Origin of the sequence: Stutzerimonas xanthomarina DSM 18231, from assembly GCF_900129835.1 — a bacterium.
Classification (GTDB): domain Bacteria; phylum Pseudomonadota; class Gammaproteobacteria; order Pseudomonadales; family Pseudomonadaceae; genus Stutzerimonas; species Stutzerimonas xanthomarina.
On sequence record NZ_FQXA01000005.1, the window covers coordinates 299037 to 320912 of the forward strand.

Annotated in this window: 17 protein-coding genes, 1 tRNA gene and 1 pseudogene; 15 read left to right on the forward strand and 4 right to left on the reverse strand. The window is 58.4% G+C overall.

What is annotated here, in order from left to right; translation table 11 throughout:
• Nucleotides 1-28 precede the first annotated feature (28 nt).
• The 10 genes and pseudogenes from BUE09_RS20665 to BUE09_RS15010 all read left to right on the forward strand — a co-directional run.
• A pseudogene (locus BUE09_RS20665) lies at nt 29-133 on the forward strand (aspartate-semialdehyde dehydrogenase); the annotation flags it as partial.
• Nucleotides 134-283: 150 nt separating this feature from the next.
• Entirely contained in the window at nt 284-3001 is a 2718-nt protein-coding gene (locus tag BUE09_RS14970) for a motility hub landmark protein FimV (RefSeq protein ID WP_073301889.1), read from the forward strand.
• Between the two features lie 2 nt (nt 3002-3003).
• Complete coding sequence (truA, locus tag BUE09_RS14975; protein ID WP_073301891.1) at nt 3004-3873, forward strand: tRNA pseudouridine(38-40) synthase TruA; 870 nt, start codon at nt 3004-3006, stop codon at nt 3871-3873.
• A gap of 122 nt (nt 3874-3995) precedes the next feature.
• Nucleotides 3996-4619, forward strand: a complete 624-nt coding sequence (locus tag BUE09_RS14980; RefSeq protein WP_073302036.1) for a phosphoribosylanthranilate isomerase — start codon at nt 3996-3998, stop codon at nt 4617-4619.
• A gap of 221 nt (nt 4620-4840) precedes the next feature.
• A complete protein-coding gene (gene accD, locus BUE09_RS14985; RefSeq protein WP_073301893.1) occupies nt 4841-5734 on the forward strand; it encodes an acetyl-CoA carboxylase, carboxyltransferase subunit beta in 894 nt (297 codons plus the stop codon).
• On the forward strand, nt 5731-7035 hold the full coding sequence (gene folC, locus BUE09_RS14990; RefSeq protein ID WP_073301895.1) for a bifunctional tetrahydrofolate synthase/dihydrofolate synthase: 1305 nt from the start codon (nt 5731-5733) through the stop codon (nt 7033-7035). Before accD ends, folC begins: the two co-directional genes overlap by 4 nt.
• Entirely contained in the window at nt 7019-7639 is a 621-nt protein-coding gene (locus BUE09_RS14995; RefSeq protein WP_073301897.1) for an SPOR domain-containing protein, read from the forward strand. Before folC ends, BUE09_RS14995 begins: the two co-directional genes overlap by 17 nt.
• 117 nt (nt 7640-7756) lie before the next feature.
• Nucleotides 7757-8269 (forward strand): CvpA family protein, encoded by a 513-nt coding sequence (locus BUE09_RS15000; protein WP_073301900.1) that lies wholly within the window; start codon nt 7757-7759, stop codon nt 8267-8269.
• An 84-nt stretch (nt 8270-8353) separates the two neighbouring features.
• Nucleotides 8354-9859, forward strand: a complete 1506-nt coding sequence (gene purF, locus BUE09_RS15005) for an amidophosphoribosyltransferase (protein ID WP_073301902.1) — start codon at nt 8354-8356, stop codon at nt 9857-9859.
• 46 nt (nt 9860-9905) lie between these two features.
• Nucleotides 9906-11117 (forward strand): O-succinylhomoserine sulfhydrylase, encoded by a 1212-nt coding sequence (locus BUE09_RS15010; protein WP_073301904.1) that lies wholly within the window; start codon nt 9906-9908, stop codon nt 11115-11117.
• Nucleotides 11118-11214: 97 nt separating this feature from the next.
• Here BUE09_RS15010 and gspD read toward each other — a convergent pair whose 3' ends face one another.
• Entirely contained in the window at nt 11215-13485 is a 2271-nt protein-coding gene (gene gspD / locus BUE09_RS15015; RefSeq protein ID WP_073301907.1) for a type II secretion system secretin GspD, read from the reverse strand.
• Between the two features lie 3 nt (nt 13486-13488).
• On the reverse strand, nt 13489-14058 hold the full coding sequence (locus BUE09_RS20865; RefSeq protein WP_368389036.1) for a type II secretion system protein N: 570 nt from the start codon (nt 14056-14058) through the stop codon (nt 13489-13491).
• Between the two features lie 410 nt (nt 14059-14468).
• On the opposite strand from BUE09_RS20865, the gene BUE09_RS15025 reads away from it, so the two are divergent.
• The 5 genes from BUE09_RS15025 (at nt 14469) to BUE09_RS15045 (ending at nt 19460) form a co-directional block, all read left to right on the forward strand.
• A tRNA-Asp gene (locus tag BUE09_RS15025) sits at nt 14469-14545 on the forward strand.
• Between the two features lie 384 nt (nt 14546-14929).
• On the forward strand, nt 14930-16567 hold the full coding sequence (locus BUE09_RS15030; RefSeq protein ID WP_073301911.1) for a methyl-accepting chemotaxis protein: 1638 nt from the start codon (nt 14930-14932) through the stop codon (nt 16565-16567).
• A gap of 260 nt (nt 16568-16827) precedes the next feature.
• Nucleotides 16828-18267 carry a cytochrome ubiquinol oxidase subunit I gene (locus tag BUE09_RS15035; RefSeq protein WP_073301913.1) on the forward strand — a complete coding sequence of 480 codons (1440 nt, stop codon included), beginning with the start codon at nt 16828-16830 and terminating at the stop codon, nt 18265-18267.
• A gap of 3 nt (nt 18268-18270) precedes the next feature.
• The gene (gene cydB, locus BUE09_RS15040) at nt 18271-19278 is read left to right on the forward strand and encodes a cytochrome d ubiquinol oxidase subunit II (RefSeq protein WP_073301915.1); all 1008 of its coding nucleotides are present in this window, start codon (nt 18271-18273) and stop codon (nt 19276-19278) included.
• 23 nt (nt 19279-19301) lie between these two features.
• Entirely contained in the window at nt 19302-19460 is a 159-nt protein-coding gene (locus BUE09_RS15045; RefSeq protein ID WP_073301917.1) for a DUF2474 domain-containing protein, read from the forward strand.
• A 277-nt stretch (nt 19461-19737) separates the two neighbouring features.
• Here BUE09_RS15045 and BUE09_RS15050 read toward each other — a convergent pair whose 3' ends face one another.
• Together BUE09_RS15050 and BUE09_RS15055 are read right to left on the reverse strand one after the other, a co-directional pair.
• The gene (locus BUE09_RS15050) at nt 19738-20775 is read right to left on the reverse strand and encodes an AraC family transcriptional regulator (protein ID WP_073301919.1); all 1038 of its coding nucleotides are present in this window, start codon (nt 20773-20775) and stop codon (nt 19738-19740) included.
• Nucleotides 20772-21782 carry a carbon-nitrogen hydrolase family protein gene (locus tag BUE09_RS15055; RefSeq protein ID WP_073301921.1) on the reverse strand — a complete coding sequence of 337 codons (1011 nt, stop codon included), beginning with the start codon at nt 21780-21782 and terminating at the stop codon, nt 20772-20774. The genes BUE09_RS15050 and BUE09_RS15055 overlap by 4 nt, the downstream gene beginning before the upstream one ends.
• Nucleotides 21783-21876 lie beyond the last annotated feature (94 nt).

The following is a 21876-nucleotide window of genomic DNA, read 5'->3' on the forward strand; positions in this document are numbered from 1 at the left end:
ATGCCGGTGTTTAATTCTACGCTTGCATGAGGCTTGCCGAGCTAATTTGTGGATTGGGTCTGATAACACGCGAAAAGGCGCAGCGGGCAACGCCGCCTTGTCTGGTGAGTTGTTGATAAAACACTATCTGTAAAAGATACTTGCTGGAAGTTCGAAGAATTAGTCTAGCTATCACGCTGTTTAGGCTTATCGCTGACGGGGACCGCCACTTGGCGGGCGCAGGCAGTGACTATAAGACCCTCTCGAAGATCCGAGAAAAGTTAAAAAAACAAGGATTTACACAATGGTTCGGGTTCGCAATCTGGTGCTGGCAATCGCGGCTGCTACCGCGCTGACTTCCGAAATGGCTTACGCGTTGGGATTGGGCGAGGTCACACTGAAGTCTGCGCTGAATCAACCGCTGGTAGCTGAAATCGAACTGCTGGATGCGAAAACGCTAGCGCCCGGCGAGGTTGTGCCGGTTCTTGCGTCCGCTGAAGACTTCAATCGTGCAGGTGTCGATCGCCAATACTTCCTGACGGATCTTACCTTCACTCCGGTTTTGCGCCCCGGCGGCAAAAGCGTCATTCGGGTGTCTTCGACCAAGCCTGTTCGTGAACCCTACCTGAATTTTCTGATCGAAGTGCTCTGGCCAAGCGGGCGTCTCCTGCGTGAGTACACGTTGCTTCTGGATCCGCCACTTTATTCGCCGGAGATTGCAGCTTCAGTCGCGCCGCAGCTCCCGGTTGCTGCTTCGGTTTCCCGGCCTGCCGCTGCACCGCAAGTCGCGTCCCGACCCACATCTTCGTCCGCTATCAGTCCTGCATCGCAGAGCGGCAACCAACACAAAGTGACGCCTAACGACACGCTTTGGGAGATCGCCGAACGTGCACGTCAGGGCGGAACCGTCCATCAGACGATGTTGGCCATTCAGGATCTTAATCCCGACGCGTTCATTGGCAACAACATCAATCGGATGAAGAATGGCCAAGTGCTGCGTCTGCCTAGCGCCGAGCAGATTGGCAGTCGTTCGCAAGTCGAAGCGATTCAGCAGGTCGCACAGCAGAACGCGAACTGGCGACAGGCTGCAGGCTCGGCAGCGCCGGCTACCCGTCAGCTCGATGCCACTCAGCGTGGCTCAGCCGGTGCTGCGCCTTCGCATAGCGAGCAGGGCGACAGTCTCCGCTTGGTTGCCGCAGAACCTGGCAAGTCAACCGTTGGGAGCGATGGTGGGGCCGGTAATGATGCTGCGGCGTTGCGCGACAAGCTGGCTGTTAGCGAAGAAAGTCTTGATTCCAGTCGTCGAGAAAACCTCGACCTGAAGGATCGTCTCAACGACTTGCAGGGGCAGTTGGATAAGCTACAGCGCCTGATGCAGTTAAAAGACGATCAGCTCGCCAAGTTACAGGCACAATTGGCGTCCGGGGCAGAGGCAGCTGCTTCGTCGTCTCCTTCGGTCGAAGAGGCTAATACCAACGCTACGCTTGCGCCGCCAGCGGCTGAGGTTGTCCCTGAGGCTGATACCGAGACCGAACCTCGGCCGGAGGCTGTGCCTCAGGCCGCTCAGTCTGAAAAGGCGGAGGCCCCCAAGCCGTCCACGCAGGCGCCAGCTGCGCCCGCGACACCGGTTGCCGCTCCACAAGAGCCGCAAGCCGACGGCTATGTCGACGAGTTGCTGGGCAGTCCCGTGCTGCTCGGCGTCCTGGGCGGTAGTGCGTTATTACTCCTACTGGTCGGATTGATGGTGTTGTCTCGTCGCAACGCCATGAAAGAGGCTGAGTTGCAGGAGAGCCTTTTGTCCGACACCTCGACCGATAATTTTTATGTTGCACAGCATGACCTCGATTCGCCCGATAACGATTCGGCTGACTTGGGCGCCACGGTTGATGCAGATCAGACCTCCGCAGATTCGTTTGTTGGTACGGGTAACGATCCCCTGGCGGAAGCTGACATCTATATTGCCTACGGTCGTTTTAACCAGGCGGCTGAGCTGCTTCAGAATGCCCTGAACGACGAGCCGCAACGTAGCGACCTGCGACTGAAACTCATGGAAGTCTATGCCGAACTCGGCGATCGAGAGGGTTTCGCACGGCAGGAGGCAGAGCTTGGTGAAATAGGGGGCTCGTTTGCAGAAATTGAGCAGACTAAGGCCAGGTATCCAGCAATGGCGGCCATAGGTTTTGGCGCTGTGGCGGCCTCTGGCTCGGCAAACGACGATCTTGACGGCTTTAGCCTGGATGATCTTGAGTTGGAAAAGCCAGCTCCTGTGGCGGAGCAAAAGGCGGATGAAGATTTTGACCTGAGTCTTGATGATCTTGAGCTGGATGATGACCTGGCGGGCCCAGCCGTGCCGCCTGCTGGCGAAGCGGCTGTGGAGCTGGACGAGTTCAACTTCGACGAGATTGATCTCAATGCGGAAGCGCGGGACCAAGCTGCAGATGAGTTTTCTTTCGACCTGGACGAGTCGGCGTCATCTAATAATGCGGCCCTCGACGAAGAACTGGCAGACTTTTCCCTCGATCTAAATGAGCAACCGGCCAGCCCGACTTCTGACGATGATTTGCTGCTGGGTCTAGCAGACGAGGCAACGCCTGAATCGAGCCAGCCAGTGGACGAGTTTGGCTTTGCGCTCGCTGACCCCGCGCAACCTGCAGATATGCCGGACGAGTTCGATCTGTCCTTGGATGATGAGCCTGTTGCGGAGGCCGCGCCGGAATCGTTCTCGTCTGAGTTGGAGGTGGTCGAGGCAGAGCTTGAGGATTTGTCACGCGATTTCAATGAACCGCTTGGGCAATCTCCAGCAATGACGGTTGAGCCGGTTACGTCGACATCTGAAGCGCTTGATGAAGATTTCGATTTCTTTGCAGATACGGATGAGACCACCACCAAGCTGGACCTCGCGCGCGCCTACATTGACATGGGTGATGCTGAGGGCGCCCGCGATATTCTGGACGAGGTCATGAGCGAAGGAAGTGACAACCAGCAGCAAGAGGCGCGAGAGATGCTCGCTAAACTAGCCTGACTATGATTGAAGCAGTAAGCCCAGCGGCAGCCAATTCGGCTGCCGCTGACGTTTTCAGAATTGCCCTCGGGGTCGAATACAAGGGTGCCCGTTATCGTGGTTTCCAACGACAGCGTGATGGCGTACCGTCCATTCAGCTTTCGTTGGAAAACGCCTTGAGCAAGGTTGCGGGCGGTCACTCGGTGGCGTTGAGTTGTGCCGGGCGAACCGATGCGCTCGTTCATGCGTGCGCCCAGGTTGTGCATTTCGACACGCCGGTGAAGCGGTCCATGCACGCCTGGGTCATGGGCGCGAACCAGAACCTACCCAGTGATATAAGCGTGACCTGGGCAAAGGAGATGCCGCGTAGCTTCGATGCACGTTTCAGCGCCATGGCTCGCCGTTACCGATACGTGATCTACAACGACCACATCCGGCCCGCACATCTTGCGGAAGAGGTTACCTGGAATCACCGGCCGTTGGACATCGCACGCATGCGTGAGGCGGCTAAAGCGTTCGTCGGAACCCATGACTTCAGTGCCTTCCGAGCGCGTCAATGCCAGGCGAAATCGCCGATCAAGACGATTCATCACTTTGAGTTGCTTGAACACGGCAGGCTTATCGTTATCGACGTCCGCGCCAACGCCTTTCTGCATCATATGGTGCGTAACTTTGCCGGTGTGCTCATGACAATCGGCGCTGGCGAACAGCCCGTGGCATGGGCGCAGGCGGTACTGGAGTCGCGGGTAAGGCGGACCGGCGGGGTGACAGCTCATCCCTACGGGTTGTATCTCGTTCAGGTGGATTATCCTGAACAGTTCCAACTACCTGAACGCTTTCTGGGGCCGCACTTCCTGTCTGGTCTCCCGGATGTGCGTGCACTCCTGCGCTGAAGCAAAAGGGCCGCGTTGAACGGGCTTCGGGCGGTGCAGGTTTTAAGATGGTTGGATGATGCAGGTTGCAGCCTCTGGCGCTTTTGTTACCATCCGGGGTCTTCTATCGCAGGTGCCTGCCGTTGCCTATCGTTCGTAGCAAGATCTGTGGAATTACCAGCGTCGAAGACGCGCTTATCGCCGCTGAAGCCGGGGCGGATGCGATAGGTCTGGTGTTTTATTCCAACAGCCCGCGGGCAGTGAATGTCCAGCAGGCGCGTAAGATAGTAGCTTCCCTGCCACCCTTCGTCACAACCGTGGGCTTGTTCGTTAATGCATCGCGTAGTGAGATCAGCGAAACGCTCGATGCCGTACCGCTGGATATGTTGCAATTTCACGGTGATGAAACCCCGGCCGACTGTGAAGGTTTCTGCCGGCCCTGGTACAAAGCGCTCCGAGTCCACACAAGCGAGGACGTTCGACAGCAGGCCGCACGCTACGCCGGAGCCAGCGCCATTTTACTCGACACCTTCGTTTCCGGTGTTCATGGTGGGACTGGGAAGGTTTTCGATTGGTCGCTGATACCGGCTGACCTCCCCAAGCCTCTAATACTTGCCGGTGGACTGACTTGTCAAAACGTGCAGCAGGCCGTGGCCGAGGTGCGGCCGTTCGCCGTGGATGTAAGTGGGGGGGTGGAGCTTAGCAAGGGTGTCAAAGATGCCACGAGGGTGCAGGAGTTTGTTCGATTGGTAAGGTCGTCGATGTGACGAACCGAGATTGCTTGCCGTCCAGTTACCATTCGCTGGATTGTTGAGGCCATCAATGATCCATTGCCATTGTTGGGTTCTGGGACAGATTTTGGTGACAGCGCCCTATGGTTATCGCCTACGCGACGCAGTGAGCTCCGATTGGAGACCGGTCGCAAACATGAATTACCGGTGCGTACAGTCGCTACGCGCGGGACTGACAAGCTGTGGAGAATAAAAGCATGAGCAACTGGCTGGTAGACAAGCTGATCCCCTCGATCATGCGCTCGGAAACGCAGAAAAGCTCAGTGCCCGAAGGACTGTGGCACAAGTGTCCGTCGTGTGAAGCGGTGCTCTATCGGCCGGAGCTGGAGAAAACCCTGGATGTCTGCCCGAAGTGTCAGCATCACATGCGGATCGACGCGCGGACGCGGCTGGATATATTCCTCGATAAGGATGGCCGCGAAGAGATCGCTGCGGAGCTCGAACCAGTCGATCGACTGAAATTCCGGGATAGTAAGAAATACAAGGACCGCCTGTCCGCTGCGCAGAAGCAAACTGGGGAAAAGGATGCCCTAATCGCAATGAGCGGAACCTTGATGCAAATGCCGGTCGTGGCCTGCGCGTTCGAGTTTTCGTTCATGGGCGGTTCCATGGGGGCAATCGTAGGGGAGCGTTTTGTGCGTGCTGCGAACGCCGCGCTTGAACAACGCTGCCCTCTGGTCTGCTTTGCCGCATCCGGCGGCGCGCGGATGCAGGAGGCGCTGATTTCGCTGATGCAGATGGCCAAGACATCCGCAGTCCTGGCCCGTATGCGCGAGGAGGGGTTGCCATTCATCTCCGTCCTGACCGACCCGGTTTATGGTGGTGTGTCGGCAAGTCTCGCCATGTTGGGCGACGTGATAGTCGCGGAACCTAAGGCGCTGATTGGCTTTGCCGGTCCGCGCGTGATTGAGCAGACGGTGCGTGAGAAGCTACCAGAAGGCTTTCAGCGTAGTGAATTCCTGCTTGATCATGGGGCGATCGACCTGATCATCCCGCGCTCCGAACTGCGAGCTCGCCTATCGCGTCTTCTGGCCCAGCTTCAGCAGTTGCCTACCCCGGGCGAACCCGCTTTGGTTACGGCCGACGCATGATCCGGCGGAGCCTGACGGACTGGCTCGAATACCTGGAGCAGCTGCATCCTGTTGCCATTGATATGGGGCTCGAACGGTCCCGTGAAGTCGCGGCGAGGCTCGGGCTCACACGCCCGGCTCCCCAGGTCGTTACCGTTACCGGCACCAACGGCAAGGGTTCCACATGCGCCTTCATTGCTCGGATGCTGGCCGGACAGGGTAAGACGGTGGGTGTTTACAGTTCACCGCATCTGTTGCGCTACAACGAGCGGGTTCGTCTCAATCATGCCGATGCGACAGACGAGGCCTTATGCGAAGCATTCGAGGCTGTGGAGCAAGCACGCGGCTCTGTTTCCCTAACCTACTTTGAAATGGGTACGCTGGCTGCTTTCTGGCTTTTCGAGCGCGAAGCGCTTGATGCTGTGGTTCTGGAAGTCGGGTTAGGCGGGCGTCTCGATGCGGTAAATCTCGTTGATGCCGACGTGGCGGTGGTGACCAATATCGGTCTGGATCATGCCGAATGGCTTGGAACGACCCGCGAAAGCGTGGCAGTTGAAAAAGCCGGAATATTTCGCCCAACAAAGCCCGCTGTATGTGGCGACTTCGATCCGCCAGCATCAATGCTGGGAAGTGCTGCCCGGTCCGCTGTGCCGTTGTTGATCCGTGGGCGTGATTTCGATCTGACCAAGGAGGCAGGCCGGTGGTGTTGGCGTGGCAAAGACGCCAAAGGGCATAGCCGAGAGTTGCTCGATCTACCGATGCTCAACCTGCCGCTGGATAACGCAGCGGTAGCGCTGCAGGCGTTTGCATTGCTCGAGTCCTCATGGAACCCGGAACAACTCGTCCAGGCGCTACAAAACACCCGCATTACCGGTCGCCTGGATCGGCGCAGTGTCTGCTGGCGCGGCGTTGAGCTGACGATAATGCTGGACGTCGGACATAACCCCCATGCAGCTGCCTTCCTGGCCGGTCAACTGCTTCAAGAATCGATATCCGGTCGCCGCCTCGCAGTTTTCGGTCTTTTGGCTGATAAAGACCTTTTCGGCGTGATGAATGCGCTGGAAGGCGTTTTCGATGCCTGGGCGGTTGCGCCGTTGCCCACCCCTCGTTCGCGAACGGCAGGTGAGTTGAGTTCGGCATTGATGGAACGGGGCGCGGCCGTCACTATCTATCCTGGAATATCCGAAGCGCTCCAGCAGCAGTGTGAGCACGCGCGCAAGGGTGACGAGATAGTTGTGTTTGGATCTTTTTACTGCGTGGCTGAAGCGTTGGCTTGGCTTGACCGGCACGCATCGAGTGGAGGGCATGCTTTTGGTGGATAGAGGATTGTTGCAGCGTATCGTTGGCGCGTTGGTGCTTGTTGCGCTGGCAGTGATATTCGTGCCGATGCTTTTCAATCGTGATGATGCCGGCCAGCAGGTCGTCGTCGATGCGCCGGCAATGCCAGAAGCGCCGGCAACACCGGTTATTGAAACACAGCCTGTAGAGGTGCCTGAGCCAGAGGTCAGCGCGCTCCCTGAAGAGTACGAGATTATCGAAGAACAGTCGGCGGACAATTCCAGTCGTCCTGCTGACCCGATCAGTTCCGCCCCCCCTGAGGCAAAGCCTGCTCCGGAAGCACCCGTGCCGGCAATCACCGCGGCTCCGCCGGCGACGGCTGAAGAGCAGCGGCTGGATGCGGCCAACCTACCGGTCAGTTGGTCCGTGCAACTGGCCAGCCTCTCCAGTCGTGAGAACGCCGATAAGCTGCAGAAAACACTGCGGTCTCAAGGCTATAACGCCTATATACGCACTGCCGACGGGATGAATCGGGTATTTGTAGGGCCGTTGGTCGAGCGGGCGGAGGCCAATCGTCTGCGCGATCAATTGCAGCGACAGCAGAAACTCGACGGATTCGTAGTACGTTTTAAGCCGGAGCAAGACTGATTTTTCAAAGGCATTCCACTTCGTTGGAAAGCCAGTCGGGAGGGCGCCTTCGTGGTGCTTACTCCCGGGCGGGCGCTCTGCTAAAATACGCCGCCTTTCTCCTTTGCAGGAAACCCTGTGGCATTCACCTGGGTCGATTGGGCGTTTATCGCCGTTGTGGTCATTTCCAGTCTGATCAGTTTGAAGCGCGGTTTCGTCAAGGAGGCGCTTTCTCTGCTCACCTGGATCATCGCGGGTGTTGTCGCCTGGATGTTCGGCGGGGCGCTTTCGCATCACCTCTCTGAGTTCATCAGCACACCTTCCTTCCAGGTCATTGCGGCATGCGCGATTCTGTTCGTCATGACATTGTTAGTCGGAGCGCTGGTCAACTTCCTGATCGGAGAGCTGGTGCGGGTCACCGGCCTTTCTGGTACCGATCGTTTTCTTGGCATGGTATTCGGTGCAGCCCGCGGAGGGCTGTTGGTCGTGGTATTGGTTGGTCTGCTCAGCCTTGCCCCTGTCCAGCAGGATCCCTGGTGGCGTGAATCGACCCTGCTGCCTCATTTTCTGTTGGTTGCCGACTGGTCGAAGAACCTGATTCTCGGGTTTGGAAGTCAGTGGGTAGCCGGCTCGCTCGATGCTTCAAGCTGAGACGAGCAATCATTAGAAGGACCTGTCCAGGCTAAAGCCTGTGCTATGTCCGGATCAGCCTGTAACAACTGAGAGGTTCCTTGCATGTGTGGCATTGTCGGCATTGTCGGTAAGTCGAACGTCAATCAGGCGTTGTATGACGCGCTTACCGTACTGCAACATCGCGGGCAGGACGCCGCCGGAATCGTGACCAGTGACAGCGGCAAGCTATTTCTGCGCAAGGACAACGGGCTGGTTCGGGACGTATTCCAGCAGCGTCACATGCAGCGGCTGGTAGGCAACATGGGGATTGGCCATGTGCGTTATCCCACCGCGGGAAGTTCGAGCTCGGCGGAGGCGCAACCTTTTTATGTGAACTCCCCTTATGGCATCACGCTCGCGCATAACGGCAACCTGACTAACGTCGACCAGTTGACCAAGGAAATCTACGAATCCGATCTGCGCCATGTGAACACCAATTCTGACTCGGAAGTACTGCTCAACGTTTTCGCTCACGAGCTGGCAGTACGAGGCAAGTTGCAGCCCACCGAGGAGGATGTCTTTGCGGCCGTTGCGAAGGTGCATGAACGTTGTGTGGGCGGGTATGCCGTAGTGGCTATGGTGACAGGCTATGGCATCGTCGGCTTCCGCGATCCGCATGCAATCCGTCCAATCGTGTTCGGGCAGCGGCACACCGATCAGGGCGTGGAGTACATGATCGCGTCCGAAAGCGTTGCGCTGGACGTGCTGGGCTTTTCACTGATTCGCGATCTCGCCCCGGGCGAAGCCGTCTACATCACGGCAGATGGCAAGTTGTACACCCGCCAGTGCGCGCCAAACCCGCACTATGCGCCCTGCATCTTCGAACATGTCTATCTGGCGCGTTCGGACTCGCTGATGGATGGCGTTTCGGTATACAAGGCGCGCTTGCGCATGGGCGAGAAGCTGGCTGACAAGATCCTTCGCGAGCGCCCCGAGCACGACATCGACGTCGTCATCCCGATTCCCGACACCAGTCGCACGGCTGCCTTGGAGCTGGCCAATCGGCTGGGCGTGAAGTTTCGCGAAGGCTTCGTCAAGAATCGTTACATTGGCCGGACCTTCATCATGCCCGGCCAGGCAGCGCGCAAGAAATCGGTGCGGCAGAAACTCAATGCCATCGATCTCGAATTCCGCGGCAAGAACGTCATGCTAGTGGATGACTCGATTGTCCGCGGTACTACGTGCAAGCAGATCATCCAGATGGCCCGCGAAGCCGGCGCAAAAAACGTCTATTTCTGTTCTGCAGCACCGGCCGTTCGCTATCCGAACGTTTATGGCATCGATATGCCCAGTGCGCACGAGCTCATCGCGCACAATCGCAGTACCGAACAGGTCGCTGAGCTGATAGGTGCCGATTGGCTGATCTATCAGGACCTAACGGACCTGATCGATGCGGTGGGTGGCGGTAAAGTAAAAATAGAGAACTTCGATTGCGCAGTGTTTGACGGTAAGTATGTGACGGGTGACATCGATGATGTCTATCTGCACAAGATCGAACAGGCCCGCAACGACCTGAGCAAAAGCAAGGGTGTCGCCGGCAGCGCCATTATCGACCTGTATAACAACTGATCGAACCGGCGGCCTTTGCCGCCTTGGTCCAAGGGTGGAAATGACTATGACAACCGACTGGGACGCAGGCCGGCTGGACAGCGATTTGTCTGGTGCAAATATGGATACGCTGGCTGTTCGAGCGGGCCAGCGTCGCTCGCCGGAAGGGGAGCATGGCGAAGCGCTGTTCTTCACTTCCAGCTATGTGTTTCGAAGTGCCGCTGACGCTGCATCGCGTTTTGCCGGTGAGGTTCCGGGTAATGTCTATTCACGCTATACCAACCCCACAGTGCGAGCGTTTGAAGAACGCATTGCCGCCATGGAGGGTGCCGAGCAGGCCGTAGCGACCGCCTCAGGGATGTCCGCGATTCTCGCCATGGTGATGAGCTTGTGTTCTGCCGGCGACCACGTGCTGGTTTCGCGCAGCGTTTTCGGCGCGACGGTTTCGTTGTTCGAGAAATACCTCAAACGTTTTGGGCTGCAGGTCGATTACGTACCGCTTACCGACCTTGCTGCTTGGGCGCCGGCATTCAAGTCCAACACCAGGTTGGTTTTCGTTGAGTCCCCCTCCAATCCGCTGGCTGAGTTGGTGGATATCGCCGAGCTGGCAACGCTGTGTCACAGCAAGGGTGCCATGCTCGCTGTGGACAATTGCTTCTGCACGCCGGTCTTGCAGCAGCCATTGGCACTTGGTGCCGATATCGTCATTCATTCCGCCACGAAATACATCGATGGCCAAGGCCGTTGCCTCGGCGGTGTGGTTGCTGGTCGTGCCGAGCTGATGAAGGAAGTGGTGGGCTTTCTGCGCACCGCCGGGCCCACGCTGAGTCCGTTTAACGCTTGGGTGTTTCTGAAAGGGCTGGAGACGCTGCGCCTGCGGATGCAGGCCCATTGCGCCAGTGCACGGGTACTGGCGGAGTGGTTGGAGCAACAGCCTGGCGTCGACAGGGTCTACTACGCAGGTTTGCCAAGCCACCCACAACATGAGCTGGCAAAGCGTCAACAGAAAGACTTTGGCGCGGTGCTGAGCTTCGAGGTGGCCGGGGGCAAGGAGGGCGCCTGGCGTTTCATCGATGCCACCCGTCTGATCTCCATCACGGCGAACCTGGGCGACAGCAAAACCACCATCACCCATCCTGGATCCACCACCCATGGACGGCTTTCTGCCGAAGACCGGGCCAAGGCCGGCATTAGGGATAGCTTGATTCGGCTCGCTGTCGGACTTGAGGACGTGGCTGACCTACAAGCTGATCTGGCACGAGGGTTGGCAGCGCTATAAATCGAGACGGCAATAAAAGACCCCCGTTTTTTAGCGGGGGTCTTTTATTTGGGGGTTCGTGCGCCAACGTGAGCCTGCGGTGCGGAGGTTCAGTTCTTCAATTCTTCGTCGGCTCGAAGGTCACCACAAAACCGTCAAGCCGCTGTTCGATTTCCAGTTCATCGCGAATCCGCTTGGCTTCCGGTCGACTGTCTATCGGGCCTACGAACACCCGATGCGTGCGACCGGTGACGCGCAGGTAGGCGTCGAATCCCTCCTCGCGGAGCTTGTTCATCAGTGCCTGCGCACTGTCGCCGTTTTGCAGGCTCGCCAGTTGCACTGCCCAGCCTGAGCGAGCGGGCGCCTGAATCGGAGGCTGCGGTTGTGAGGTGAAGCTCTGTGGCGCGCGCTGCGTTGCCGGGGTAGAAGGCATGCGGCTGCGTTGGCTGGCCTCGTTGGAGCGTAGGTCGATTGCCGGTGCCGGCTGTCCCTGTCCATCGAATAGGCCTTCCGGAGTGGCTGGCAGGATGCTTGGACTGCCTGGGCTGGCTTCAATGACTCGGATATCGCTGTACTTCTTGCCAGACAGCGCTGCCAGGCCGGCACGGTCACGAATTACCGTAGGGCGCAGAAACACCATCAGGTTGCGTTTGATATGGCTTTCCTGGGTCGAGCGGAACAATGCACCCAGAAATGGAATGTCCCCGAGTAGCGGCACTTTGGAGTCGGTTCGGGTCACGTCGTCCTGAATCAACCCGCCAAGCACGATGACCTGGCCGTCCTCGGCGAGGATGGTGCTCTTGATCGATCGTTTGTTGGTGACCAGATCCACGGCTTGGGCCGAGAGGCTGGCGGACGGCGCAATCGAGGAAATCTCCTGCTCGATCTCCAGGCGCAGCGTTGCGCCCTCGTTGATATGCGGAACCACCTTGAGTGTGACGCCGATGTCCTCTCGCTCGATGGTGGTAAATGGGTTGTTGGCGCCGGAAGCATCCGTGGTGTAAGTGCCGGTCTGGAATGGCACGTTCTGGCCTACCAGGATCTCGGCTTCCTGATTGTCCAGCGTCAGCAGGCTTGGGGTGGACAGCAGGTTGCTCTTGCTGTTGGCAGACAGTGCGGTGATCAGTGCACCGAAGCTACGTGTACCCACACCGATGATGGCGCCGTCGGGCAAATTATCGGGTATCTCGTTGTCGTTGATGGCGTTGAGCACGCTGCCGATGGAAAGACCGGTATTACCAAAGCTGACACCACCGGCTCCGCCCGTGCCGCCGCGTGCGTCCACGGCCCACTGCACGCCGAGCGCGTCGGTGATATCGCCCGACACTTCGACGATGGCGGCCTCCACCATCACCTGCGCCCGTGGTACATCAAGCTGGCGCACGATTGACTCGAGCGTCGAGATCAACTCGGGTTCGGCCAGCATGACCAAAGCGTTGAGACTCTCGTCCGCGCGGATGAGTATGTTCTGGTTACGTCCTCCCTGAACCTCGCCGTCTGTTGGTTCGGCAAGCCCTTCGGAAATGTCGCCAAGTGTCTCGGCCAGAGACTTGGCGTCATTGTGGCGCAAGCGAATCACCCGTGTATTGGCTGAGCGGGTGTTGGGCGTATCGAGCGTCTTGGCCAGGCTGGCCAGCTTCTGGCGCGCCAGCTCCGGTCCGGTGAAGATCAGGCGATTGGTACGCGAATCGGCAATGATCTGCGCTCCTGCTGTGTCCTTGGCTTCGCCACGCGCCAAGGTATTACGCAGGACCTCAGCGATGTCGACCGCCCAGCCGTATTGCAGATTCACTACCGCGTAATCGTCGTTCTGGGCTTTGTCGAGCTGCCGCACCAGATCTTCGATGCGTGCAATGTTGGCGCTGCGGTCGCTGATGATCAGTGCGTTGGCAGAACTGACGGCCGCGAGATGCCCATATTGCGGAACCAGTGGGCGGATCAACGGAATCAGTTCGGTGGCGGACGTGTGCTGAACCTGGATAACCCTGGTCTCCAGCAGGTCTCCACCGGTTGGCCCGCCACCAGCATCGGATTTAGCTTCGGCGTTCGGCACGATTCTCGCGATCTCACCCTGTGTGAGTACGCTGTAACCGTGGGTTGCCATGACCGACAGGAATAACTGATAAACCTCGTCCAGCGACAGCGTTGTCGACGACACCACGCTCACCTGGCCCTTTACGCGAGGGTCGACAATGAATGTTTGCCCGGTCAGTTGACTGATCTGGTCAACGAAGGCGCGTATGTCAGCGTCCTTGAGGTTGATCGTCCAGCCGTCCTGTTGGGTTTCGCTCGGCTCGATTCCGGGGTCGGCCGCATACAGCGGCAGGGGGGCTGCGAGCAGACCGGCGGCGAGCAAAATAATGAGCGGACGGGAGGAGAAAGGCAGCATCGGTCAGTTGTCTTCCGTGGTCTGTTCGTCGGAGGGCATGGTTTCTGGTGGGCTTGGAGCCCCTTCCATTTGTTGCCGGAGTGCTTCCATCTGCTGCTGAAGCATCTCCGCTTGCGGGTCGAGTGCTTCCATCTCCGCTGGTTCACTACTGTAGTCAGGCATGCTATCGATTGCGGCTGTGGAAGAGCGAACGGTTGGAAAGAGTAGGCTTTCGATACGACCGCCACGCATTATCTCAACCCTGTCTGGGTGAACGCTGTAGAGGCGCACCCCTGACCCTATCTCTTGGTCGACTCTATAAAGCTGTGGCGGTTGGCTGCTTAGCTGGATGATGGCGGTCGACCGAGCCGGGTCAGCATGAACGAAGCTGCCTAGCAAGGTTAGGTCAGAACTCGATTCGCCGGGCATATAGCTTTGACCGCTTGAGGCAGGGGATCCAAATAACCGTTCCATTCGCTCTAGGTCAGGTGCGGCCCCAGTCGGCTGGCTCTTGTCCGACATTGCGGCCGCTGGCGTTTGGCTCAGTTGGAGCCAGGCCACGATACGGCCAGCCAGATATAGGCCGAATAGCACGACGATAACTGCGCTGACGATCAGAGGCGCATACTGACGGACTCTTTGCAGTGCTGCGGGGGAAGCCAAGCTAGGCGCTCCGTGAAGCCGAATGATTGATGAACGAGACCGCTAGTTTGGACCGTGATTACCGGGCGCAGCGGGTTTGACTGGCAGTGTAGACCCGGACCATGACAAAAAAGCACTTGAGTATGCCAGTGCAACCGACTGTTTTTCAGGCAAAAGGTGCCCTACGACCGGCCAATCAGCCGAGTGATTGCAATACGGCGTTTATTTTTTGAAATAATCGAGACACAGTGTTGACTTGATTAGGGCAGATGCGTAAATTGCGCGCCTCGCAGGGCGATCGGCCACTAATCACAACGGTTGAACGTTAAGTCTTGCGAATCGGACGAAAGTCCGGCCGACGCGCAGCGGTAGTTCAGTCGGTTAGAATACCGGCCTGTCACGCCGGGGGTCGCGGGTTCGAGTCCCGTCCGCTGCGCCATATTTGCTTCCCATCTGCGGAAGCCACGCGAAAAGCGGCCTTAGGGCCGCTTTTTTCGTTTCTACCTTTCTGCTGCTCAATTCGGTCATTTCAACCTGCCTCAGCCACGACGATGCGTCTGGTCTGGATCTGCGCGTCTTCTGTTTCAGGTTAACTTCTCAAAACTTGTACAAGCAACAAGTGCTGTGTGAAGGATCTTCGCGCTGTAGAAGCGTTTTAGTGCGGAATTACCGTCTGAGCGGGAGATTGTGAGCAAAATACTTGTACAAAGATATATCAATGTGTCATCTTCTTGTACAAGATATGGCCGGCTCAGAGTTTTTGGTGACGCGCCGTAACACCCTCAATTGCCGGCTGCCTAGCAGCTCCATACAGAGACCCACCATGAACAAGCATATGGCAGTGTTCAGGCGCCTCGGTCTCGGTTTTTTCGTAGTTCTCGCGTTGATGGCGGTGGTCGCGATGATCAGTGCGTTGAAGGTCGACACCATCGATCAGGCCATGAAGAGCATCAGTTCTCAGGCAGGTTTGAAGCAGCGCTACGCGATCAACTTCCGCGGAAGCGTGCATGACCGTGCGATTGCAGTACGCGACGCGGTAAGCGCGGCAGATCCGAACTTCGCGCGTAATCGGGTCGCGGAAATCGATCGGCTTGCAAAAATGTATGCCGACTCGGCCGGTCCAATGAAGGCCATGCTGGCCCAGCGCACCGCTGACCCTGTCGAGCTTCAACTGATGGGGCAGATCGAAGCGGTCGAAGCAAAGACCAACGAGCTGACCCGACAAGTCGTCGACCTGCGGTTCGCTCAAGGCTCGGAGCGAGCCTACGCCTTTCTCTTGCAAAACGTCGCTGGTGGTTATGACGAGTGGCTGCGCCTAATCAACGCCTTTATCGATCATCAGGAGATGTCCATCAATGAGCAAGTGACCGTGGTGCGTGATACGGCTAGCGGCTTTCTCATGCTCATCGTCACGGTCACCGGCATAGCGATTTTGTTGGGCACGGCGATCGCAGTTCTGATCATCCGCAAGTTGCGATCAACGCTTGGTGCAGAGCCAGATGAAGTGGCTCGAGTGATCGGCAACCTTGCCGATGGCGACCTCGGCCAGGCGATCCACACCCGCTATCCGGACAGCATCATGGGTGCGACTGCAAAAATGGCCAGCCGATTGACCGGCATCATCGCCGAAGTTCGTGCGGCCGCAGACGGGCTTGGCGTGGCGTCAGGGGAACTGCTGACCTCATCGTCCAACAGCAATCAGCAGATCCAGCAGCAGTCCGCTGAGGCCGAGCAAGTGGCGACCGCCATCAATCAGATGGCAGCGACCGTCAGTGAAGTCGCTAACTTTGCAGCCCGCGCCGCGACTGCAGCCAAAAGCGCCGACGAGCAAGTCGAGACCGGAACGCGCGTGGTGGGTGAGACCGCGATATCGATTCACAATCTGGCCAAGGTGCTTGAGCAAGCCACCGAGACGGTTACCCAGGTTTCCGAACAGAGCGGCAGCATCGAAAAAATTCTGCAGGTCATCACCGCCATTGCAGAGCAGACCAACCTTTTGGCCCTGAATGCTGCCATCGAGGCGGCGCGCGCCGGGGAGCACGGCCGGGGATTCGCGGTCGTGGCCGACGAGGTGAGGTCGCTGGCTAACCGAACCCAGCAGTCATCGAGTGAGATCAGTGAAATGATCGAGTCCTTGCAGGCCGGAGCAGGCAAGGCGACAGAGGTGATGCAGGCCAGTAGGCGAATGGCGCAACAGACGGTTGAGCAAACCCACGAGGCGGAGGCGGCTTTGTCGAAGATTCGTCAAGAGGTTGGCTCGATCAACGAAATGAATGCTCAGATCGCAACGGCCTCGGAAGAGCAGAGTGCGGTGGCCGAGGAGGTGAACCAGAGCGTGACACGCATCCATGATTCAGCCGTCGCCAGTTCTGCTGCCTCCAATCAAGTCGCCGCCTCGAGTCGCGACCTGACGACGCTCGCCCAGGAGTTGAATCGCAAGGTGGGTTACTTCCGGGGCTGATGTAGGAGGCCTAAGCCTTGTGGCGCACGGCATAGCGACCTTCGGACGCGTTAGGCGTATTGCCGGCGCGGCTGATGGGCGCAGCTGAGCCACAAGAAAGGCCAAAGCGGAGGGGCGTGGCCACATCCTAGGCTGTTTTACCTTGACCTGCGTCAACCTGTAACGGGGTATCCGGCGCACCCTTGCGGTTAAATGCTGTCAGTAAAGCGTGCTGTGACTAACAAGCCAGGGGCTGATGGCGTACTGACGAGGGGTGGTTAATGTTCGGTTTGGAAGCGCTTGAACTCGCGCGGATCCAGTTTGCTTTCACGATTTCCTTCCACATTATCTTCCCGGCGATCACCATCGGGTTGGCGAGTTTCCTGGCGGTGCTGGAAGGGTTGTGGCTGAAAACCAAGCGTCAGGTTTATCGGGATCTCTACCATTTCTGGCTGAAGATATTTGCTGTCAACTTCGGTATGGGGGTGGTCTCGGGGATCGTCATGGCCTACCAGTTCGGAACTAACTGGAGCGCCTATTCCGAATTTGCTGGAAGCGTCACGGGGCCGTTGCTGGCCTACGAGGTACTAACAGCCTTCTTCCTTGAGGCCGGTTTCCTCGGCGTTATGCTGTTTGGCTGGAATCGAGTCGGCGCCGGGTTGCATTTCTTTTCAACGCTGATGGTGGCAGTCGGCACTCTTATCTCGACCTTCTGGATTCTGGCATCCAATAGCTGGATGCACACACCGCAAGGCCACGAGATCATCGATGGCATCGTCGTCCCGGTGGATTGGTTTGCCATTATCTTCAACCCCTCGTTTCCGTACCGCCTCACCCACATGGCGATTGCCGCCTTCCTCGCAACAGCATTCATGGTGGGCGCCTCCGCGGCCTGGCACTTGCTGCGCGGCAACGATAACCCCGCGGTGCGCAAGATGCTCTCCATGGCGATGTGGATGGCGTTGATCGTTGCGCCAATCCAGGCGGTGGTCGGTGACTTTCACGGCCTCAACACGCTTGAATATCAGCCGGCCAAGATCGCGGCGATGGAAGGTCACTGGGATAACAGTTCGGGCGAGCCGACGCCGTTATTGCTGTTCGGCTGGCCAGACATGGAGCGTGAAGAAACCCGCTACGAGGTCGAAATTCCCTATCTGGGTAGTTTGATTCTCAAGCACAGCCTGACCGAGCAGATCCCTGCGCTGAAGGATTTCCCCAAGGAGGATCGTCCTAACTCAACCATCGTCTTCTGGACGTTTCGGATCATGGTCGCGCTGGGGCTGCTGATGATTCTCACCGGTTTCTGGAGCCTGTGGCTACGTCGCGGTGGCAGGCTTTTCCATATCAAACCTTTCTTACGTCTGGTCTTGCTGATGGGCCCCTCGGGGCTTCTGGCGATCCTCGCCGGTTGGTTTACCACCGAGGTCGGACGGCAGCCGTGGGTTGTGTACGGGATCATGCGAACGGCCGATGCGGTTTCCAGTCATGGCGCCGCGCAACTGGGGCTGACCCTGGCGATGTTCGTCTTGATCTACTTCGCGGTGTTCGGCATCGGGTTCGTCTACGTTTTGCGCCTGATTGGCAAAGGCCCAATCATCAATGAAGGAGACGAGAAGGGCGCCGGTGGGCCGGGGGAAAAGCGCACGCCGATGCGGCCGTTGTCCGCCGCCGACGAGGCGATACCGCACGATCGTGGCGACAAACTGGGCGAGAGGAACTGAGTCATGGGTATTGATCTTTCGCTGATCTGGGCCGTCATCATCATCTTCGGCATCATGATGTACGTGGTGATGGATGGGTTCGATCTGGGTATTGGCATCCTCTTTCCGCTTCTGGCTGATACGTCCGAGCGCGATGTTGCGATGAACACCGTGGCGCCTATCTGGGATGGCAACGAGACCTGGCTGGTCTTGGGCGGCGCAGGGCTGTTCGCTGCGTTCCCGCTGGCTTACTCGGTCGTGTTATCTGCGCTCTATCTACCGATCATCTTCATGCTGATGGGGTTGATCTTTCGCGGTGTGGCGTTCGAGTTTCGCTTCAAGGCCGGCGCGTCTCGTCAGCACATCTGGGACAAGGCTTTCGTTGGTGGCTCGCTGGCCGCGACGTTCTTCCAGGGGGTCGCACTGGGCGCCTTTATCCACGGCTTTCCCGTGGCTGATCGCGCTTATGCGGGTGGCCCGCTGGACTGGCTGACGCCGTTTTCAGTTTTCTGCGGCCTGGCCCTGATCGTGGCGTATGCCTTGCTGGGCTGCACCTGGCTGATCATGAAAACCGCTGGCGACCTGCAGAAACGCATGCATGACATCGGCATTCCGCTGGTCTGGGCCGTGCTGGCGGTGACCGGTATTGTCAGTATCTGGACGCCGTTGACCCATCCGGATATCGCTGAGCGCTGGTTCAGCATGCCGAATCTGATCCTGTTCCTGCCGGTCCCGATCCTGGTGCTGGTATGTACTTTCGGGCTGCTTCGGTCGATCAAGCGTTACGCTCATTATTCGCCGTTCCTGTTTACCCTGGCGCTGATCTTTCTGGGTTACAGCGGACTCGGAATCAGCCTCTGGCCAAACATCATTCCGCCATCCATCAGTATCTGGGACGCCGCCGCTCCGCCGCAGAGCCAGGGTTTCACCTTGGTCGGGGCGCTGCTGATCATTCCACTGATCCTCATGTACACCGCCTGGAGCTATTACGTGTTCCGCGGCAAGGTCAGTGCAGACGACGGTTATCACTGAAACGGGCCGTCACGGAGCGATATATGCAAGAAAAGCACGAAAGCGGTGCATCCAAGCCCAAGCCGCTGTGGAAGCGCATGACCTGGTTGGTCCTGATCTGGTCTGCGAGCGTACTTGCTCTTGGAGTGGTGGCCTGGCTGCTGCGCCAGGCGATGACTGCGGCGGGTTTGACATCGCCGTAATTGCCAAGTTAGAGCCTATGAGTGAAGGTGCGGCGATATGGCGCGTTGTGGCTGCAGCCTGCTCAGGCTATTTAATGGTCATCCGGGCTGTGAAGTGCTTCATGTTTCCGTCATGTATGCAGGTTAGTTTCGCTGGCATGGACTTTGAAGAGCAGCACTAGGCAAACCTGAGAAGAGGACGTTCCTATGGACGACTATCAAGACGAAATACTCGAATGGCACGCATCGGAGCAGGACGGGCCGGAGCCTGCTGACGACGCCTTTGAGCTTTGATGAATCACTCGGCGCGTCGCTGTGCGCGCCGATACTCGCCTGGCGTCTGTCCGCTCCAGCGCTTGAACGCCCGCTGAAAGGCTTCCGCCGAGGAAAAACCGAGTAACCAGGCGATCTCACCGAACGCCGATTCGGTGTCGCGGATGTAAGCCATGGCAAGATCTCGGCGAGTGTCATTGAGAATGGCGCGGTAACTGGTGCCTTCTTCATCCAATTTTCTACGCAGCGTCCAGGGCGGCAGTTGCAACCTACCTGCGACCTGCTGCAGATCAGGTTCTTGACCCTTCAGCATCGGCCCGAGCAGCTGAGCGACGCGCTCGCGGAGGCTGCGGGTGCGGGTGCGGATTTCCAGTTCCGCCTCGCAGAGTTCGAGAAGCTGACGCCAGGTGCCCGGGCAGTGTTCCGGGTTGCGCAGCGCCAGCGTCGCCTGATCCAGCCGCAGCTGATTGTGCTCAGCTGTGAATTCGACGGGTTTTCCAAAAAACGTATCGTAGCGTGCGGCGTAGTTGGGGCGCTGAAATTCGATCTGCACCGCAGCCGGGGTGAGCGACTGGCTCGCGACCGCACCGAGTTGCGTAACCCAGCTGGCCAATACTGTGTCAACGACGAACTGGTTATAGCTGTTGTAAGGGCTAATTGAATAGAACCTGAGCCAGGCACCGGTTGCATCTTCGTGAAATCCCGACGCACCTCGGTAGTTGCTCGCATAAAGCGGCTCGTAGCGAATCAGCGCCCGTGCGGCTTCGCGCACCGTCGGGGCTTGGGCTGAAGTCACGCCGACGAGGCCAAGGTGGCCGGCCTTGCGCAGCCGCCCCATTTCGAGCCCTAGCCCTGGGTCACCCACCAGCTGCATGGCCGCATGACCCAGGCGCATGTAGCGTGGAATCGACAGTCGCGCTCGCGGCTCGGACAGCCGCGCATGGTCGAGTCCGTACGCATCCAGCAGCGGTTGGGGATCGATGTGCTGTTCCTGCAGGGCACTGACCAGGCTGTGCACGAAGCCGACCGAGAGATCACCGAGCCGGACCCTTTGACGATTCATGGTCGATCCGGCAGCCACAGATTATTCAATCGCACCGGCTCGCCATGAAGGTGTCGTGTCGGTCTGCGAGGCGAACCCACCAGGTTCCAGGGCAGTCCGAGGGTCTGCACCTCCATGCGTGCCAGTTTTGCCGTTGTGCTCAGGTTCGCGCCGCAGGTGTTCAGCGGTTCGTCACGCGCACCCGGTATGGCCAGCAGCTCGGCTTCTTCGGAAAAGCGTCGTGCATAGCCGTCGCAGCCAAGCAGTACGATCAACCCGCCAGCCGGTGTCTGAAGCACCGAGGGCGCCCGGTCCTCAGGCGCTTCGCTGTAACGGCGCTCATAACGGCTGAGGTGCTTCTTGTACTGCAGCGGGCCCAATACATCGCCGTCTGGCGTAAACGTGAGGCTGACCTGCCGAAGCGGGCCGCTACCGCTGCGTAGTCGACCCTCGTCCAGATAGGGTTCGGGCAGGACGATCGAGCCGGCGACGAGCGTCACGCCGTACGCTTTCGCCAAACCCCCGAATATTTCCTGATAGTCATCGGCCATCTTCCGTGCCTTGAGCTTCAGAACGGCTTCGGTGCGGCGATCATCCCCTTCGTTATCCAGCAACGCTCGCAGGTAGTCCCACGGATTGCTCAACGCCATCCATTGCATGGCGTCGCGCAGGGTGCGTGCCTGCTGGACTTCCGGTTTCTCGCCGAGGGCGAACAAGCCCGTGCCGACATGCTCTGGCAGTACGACGACAGTGCGGGGATTCAGCAGTCCGGCTCCGTGCGCCTGGTCCAGGTAGGTGGCGAACTTCAACCACAGTCGTTCGCGGCTCTGGTAGTCCGCCGGCATCAGTCGGGTCTCGATGCCAAGCAGGTTGCCGGTCTCACCCGGCTGGCCCTGACTCTCGATTGGCAGAAGCCGAAGATCGGAAAGCAGAGGCCCACTGCGACGATCACGGGTCCAGTCGAGGTAAATGACGAGTGCCGCCAAGGCGACAACGGCGACGCCGAGCAACTTGCTATAGGTGCGCATGGGATACAGAACCAAAGGTGTTGCGCAGAGCCTAGGCATCGTGATGACGCTTGCCAAGCGTTTTGCGCGTTTCAGTCAGATAGTTGTAATTTTC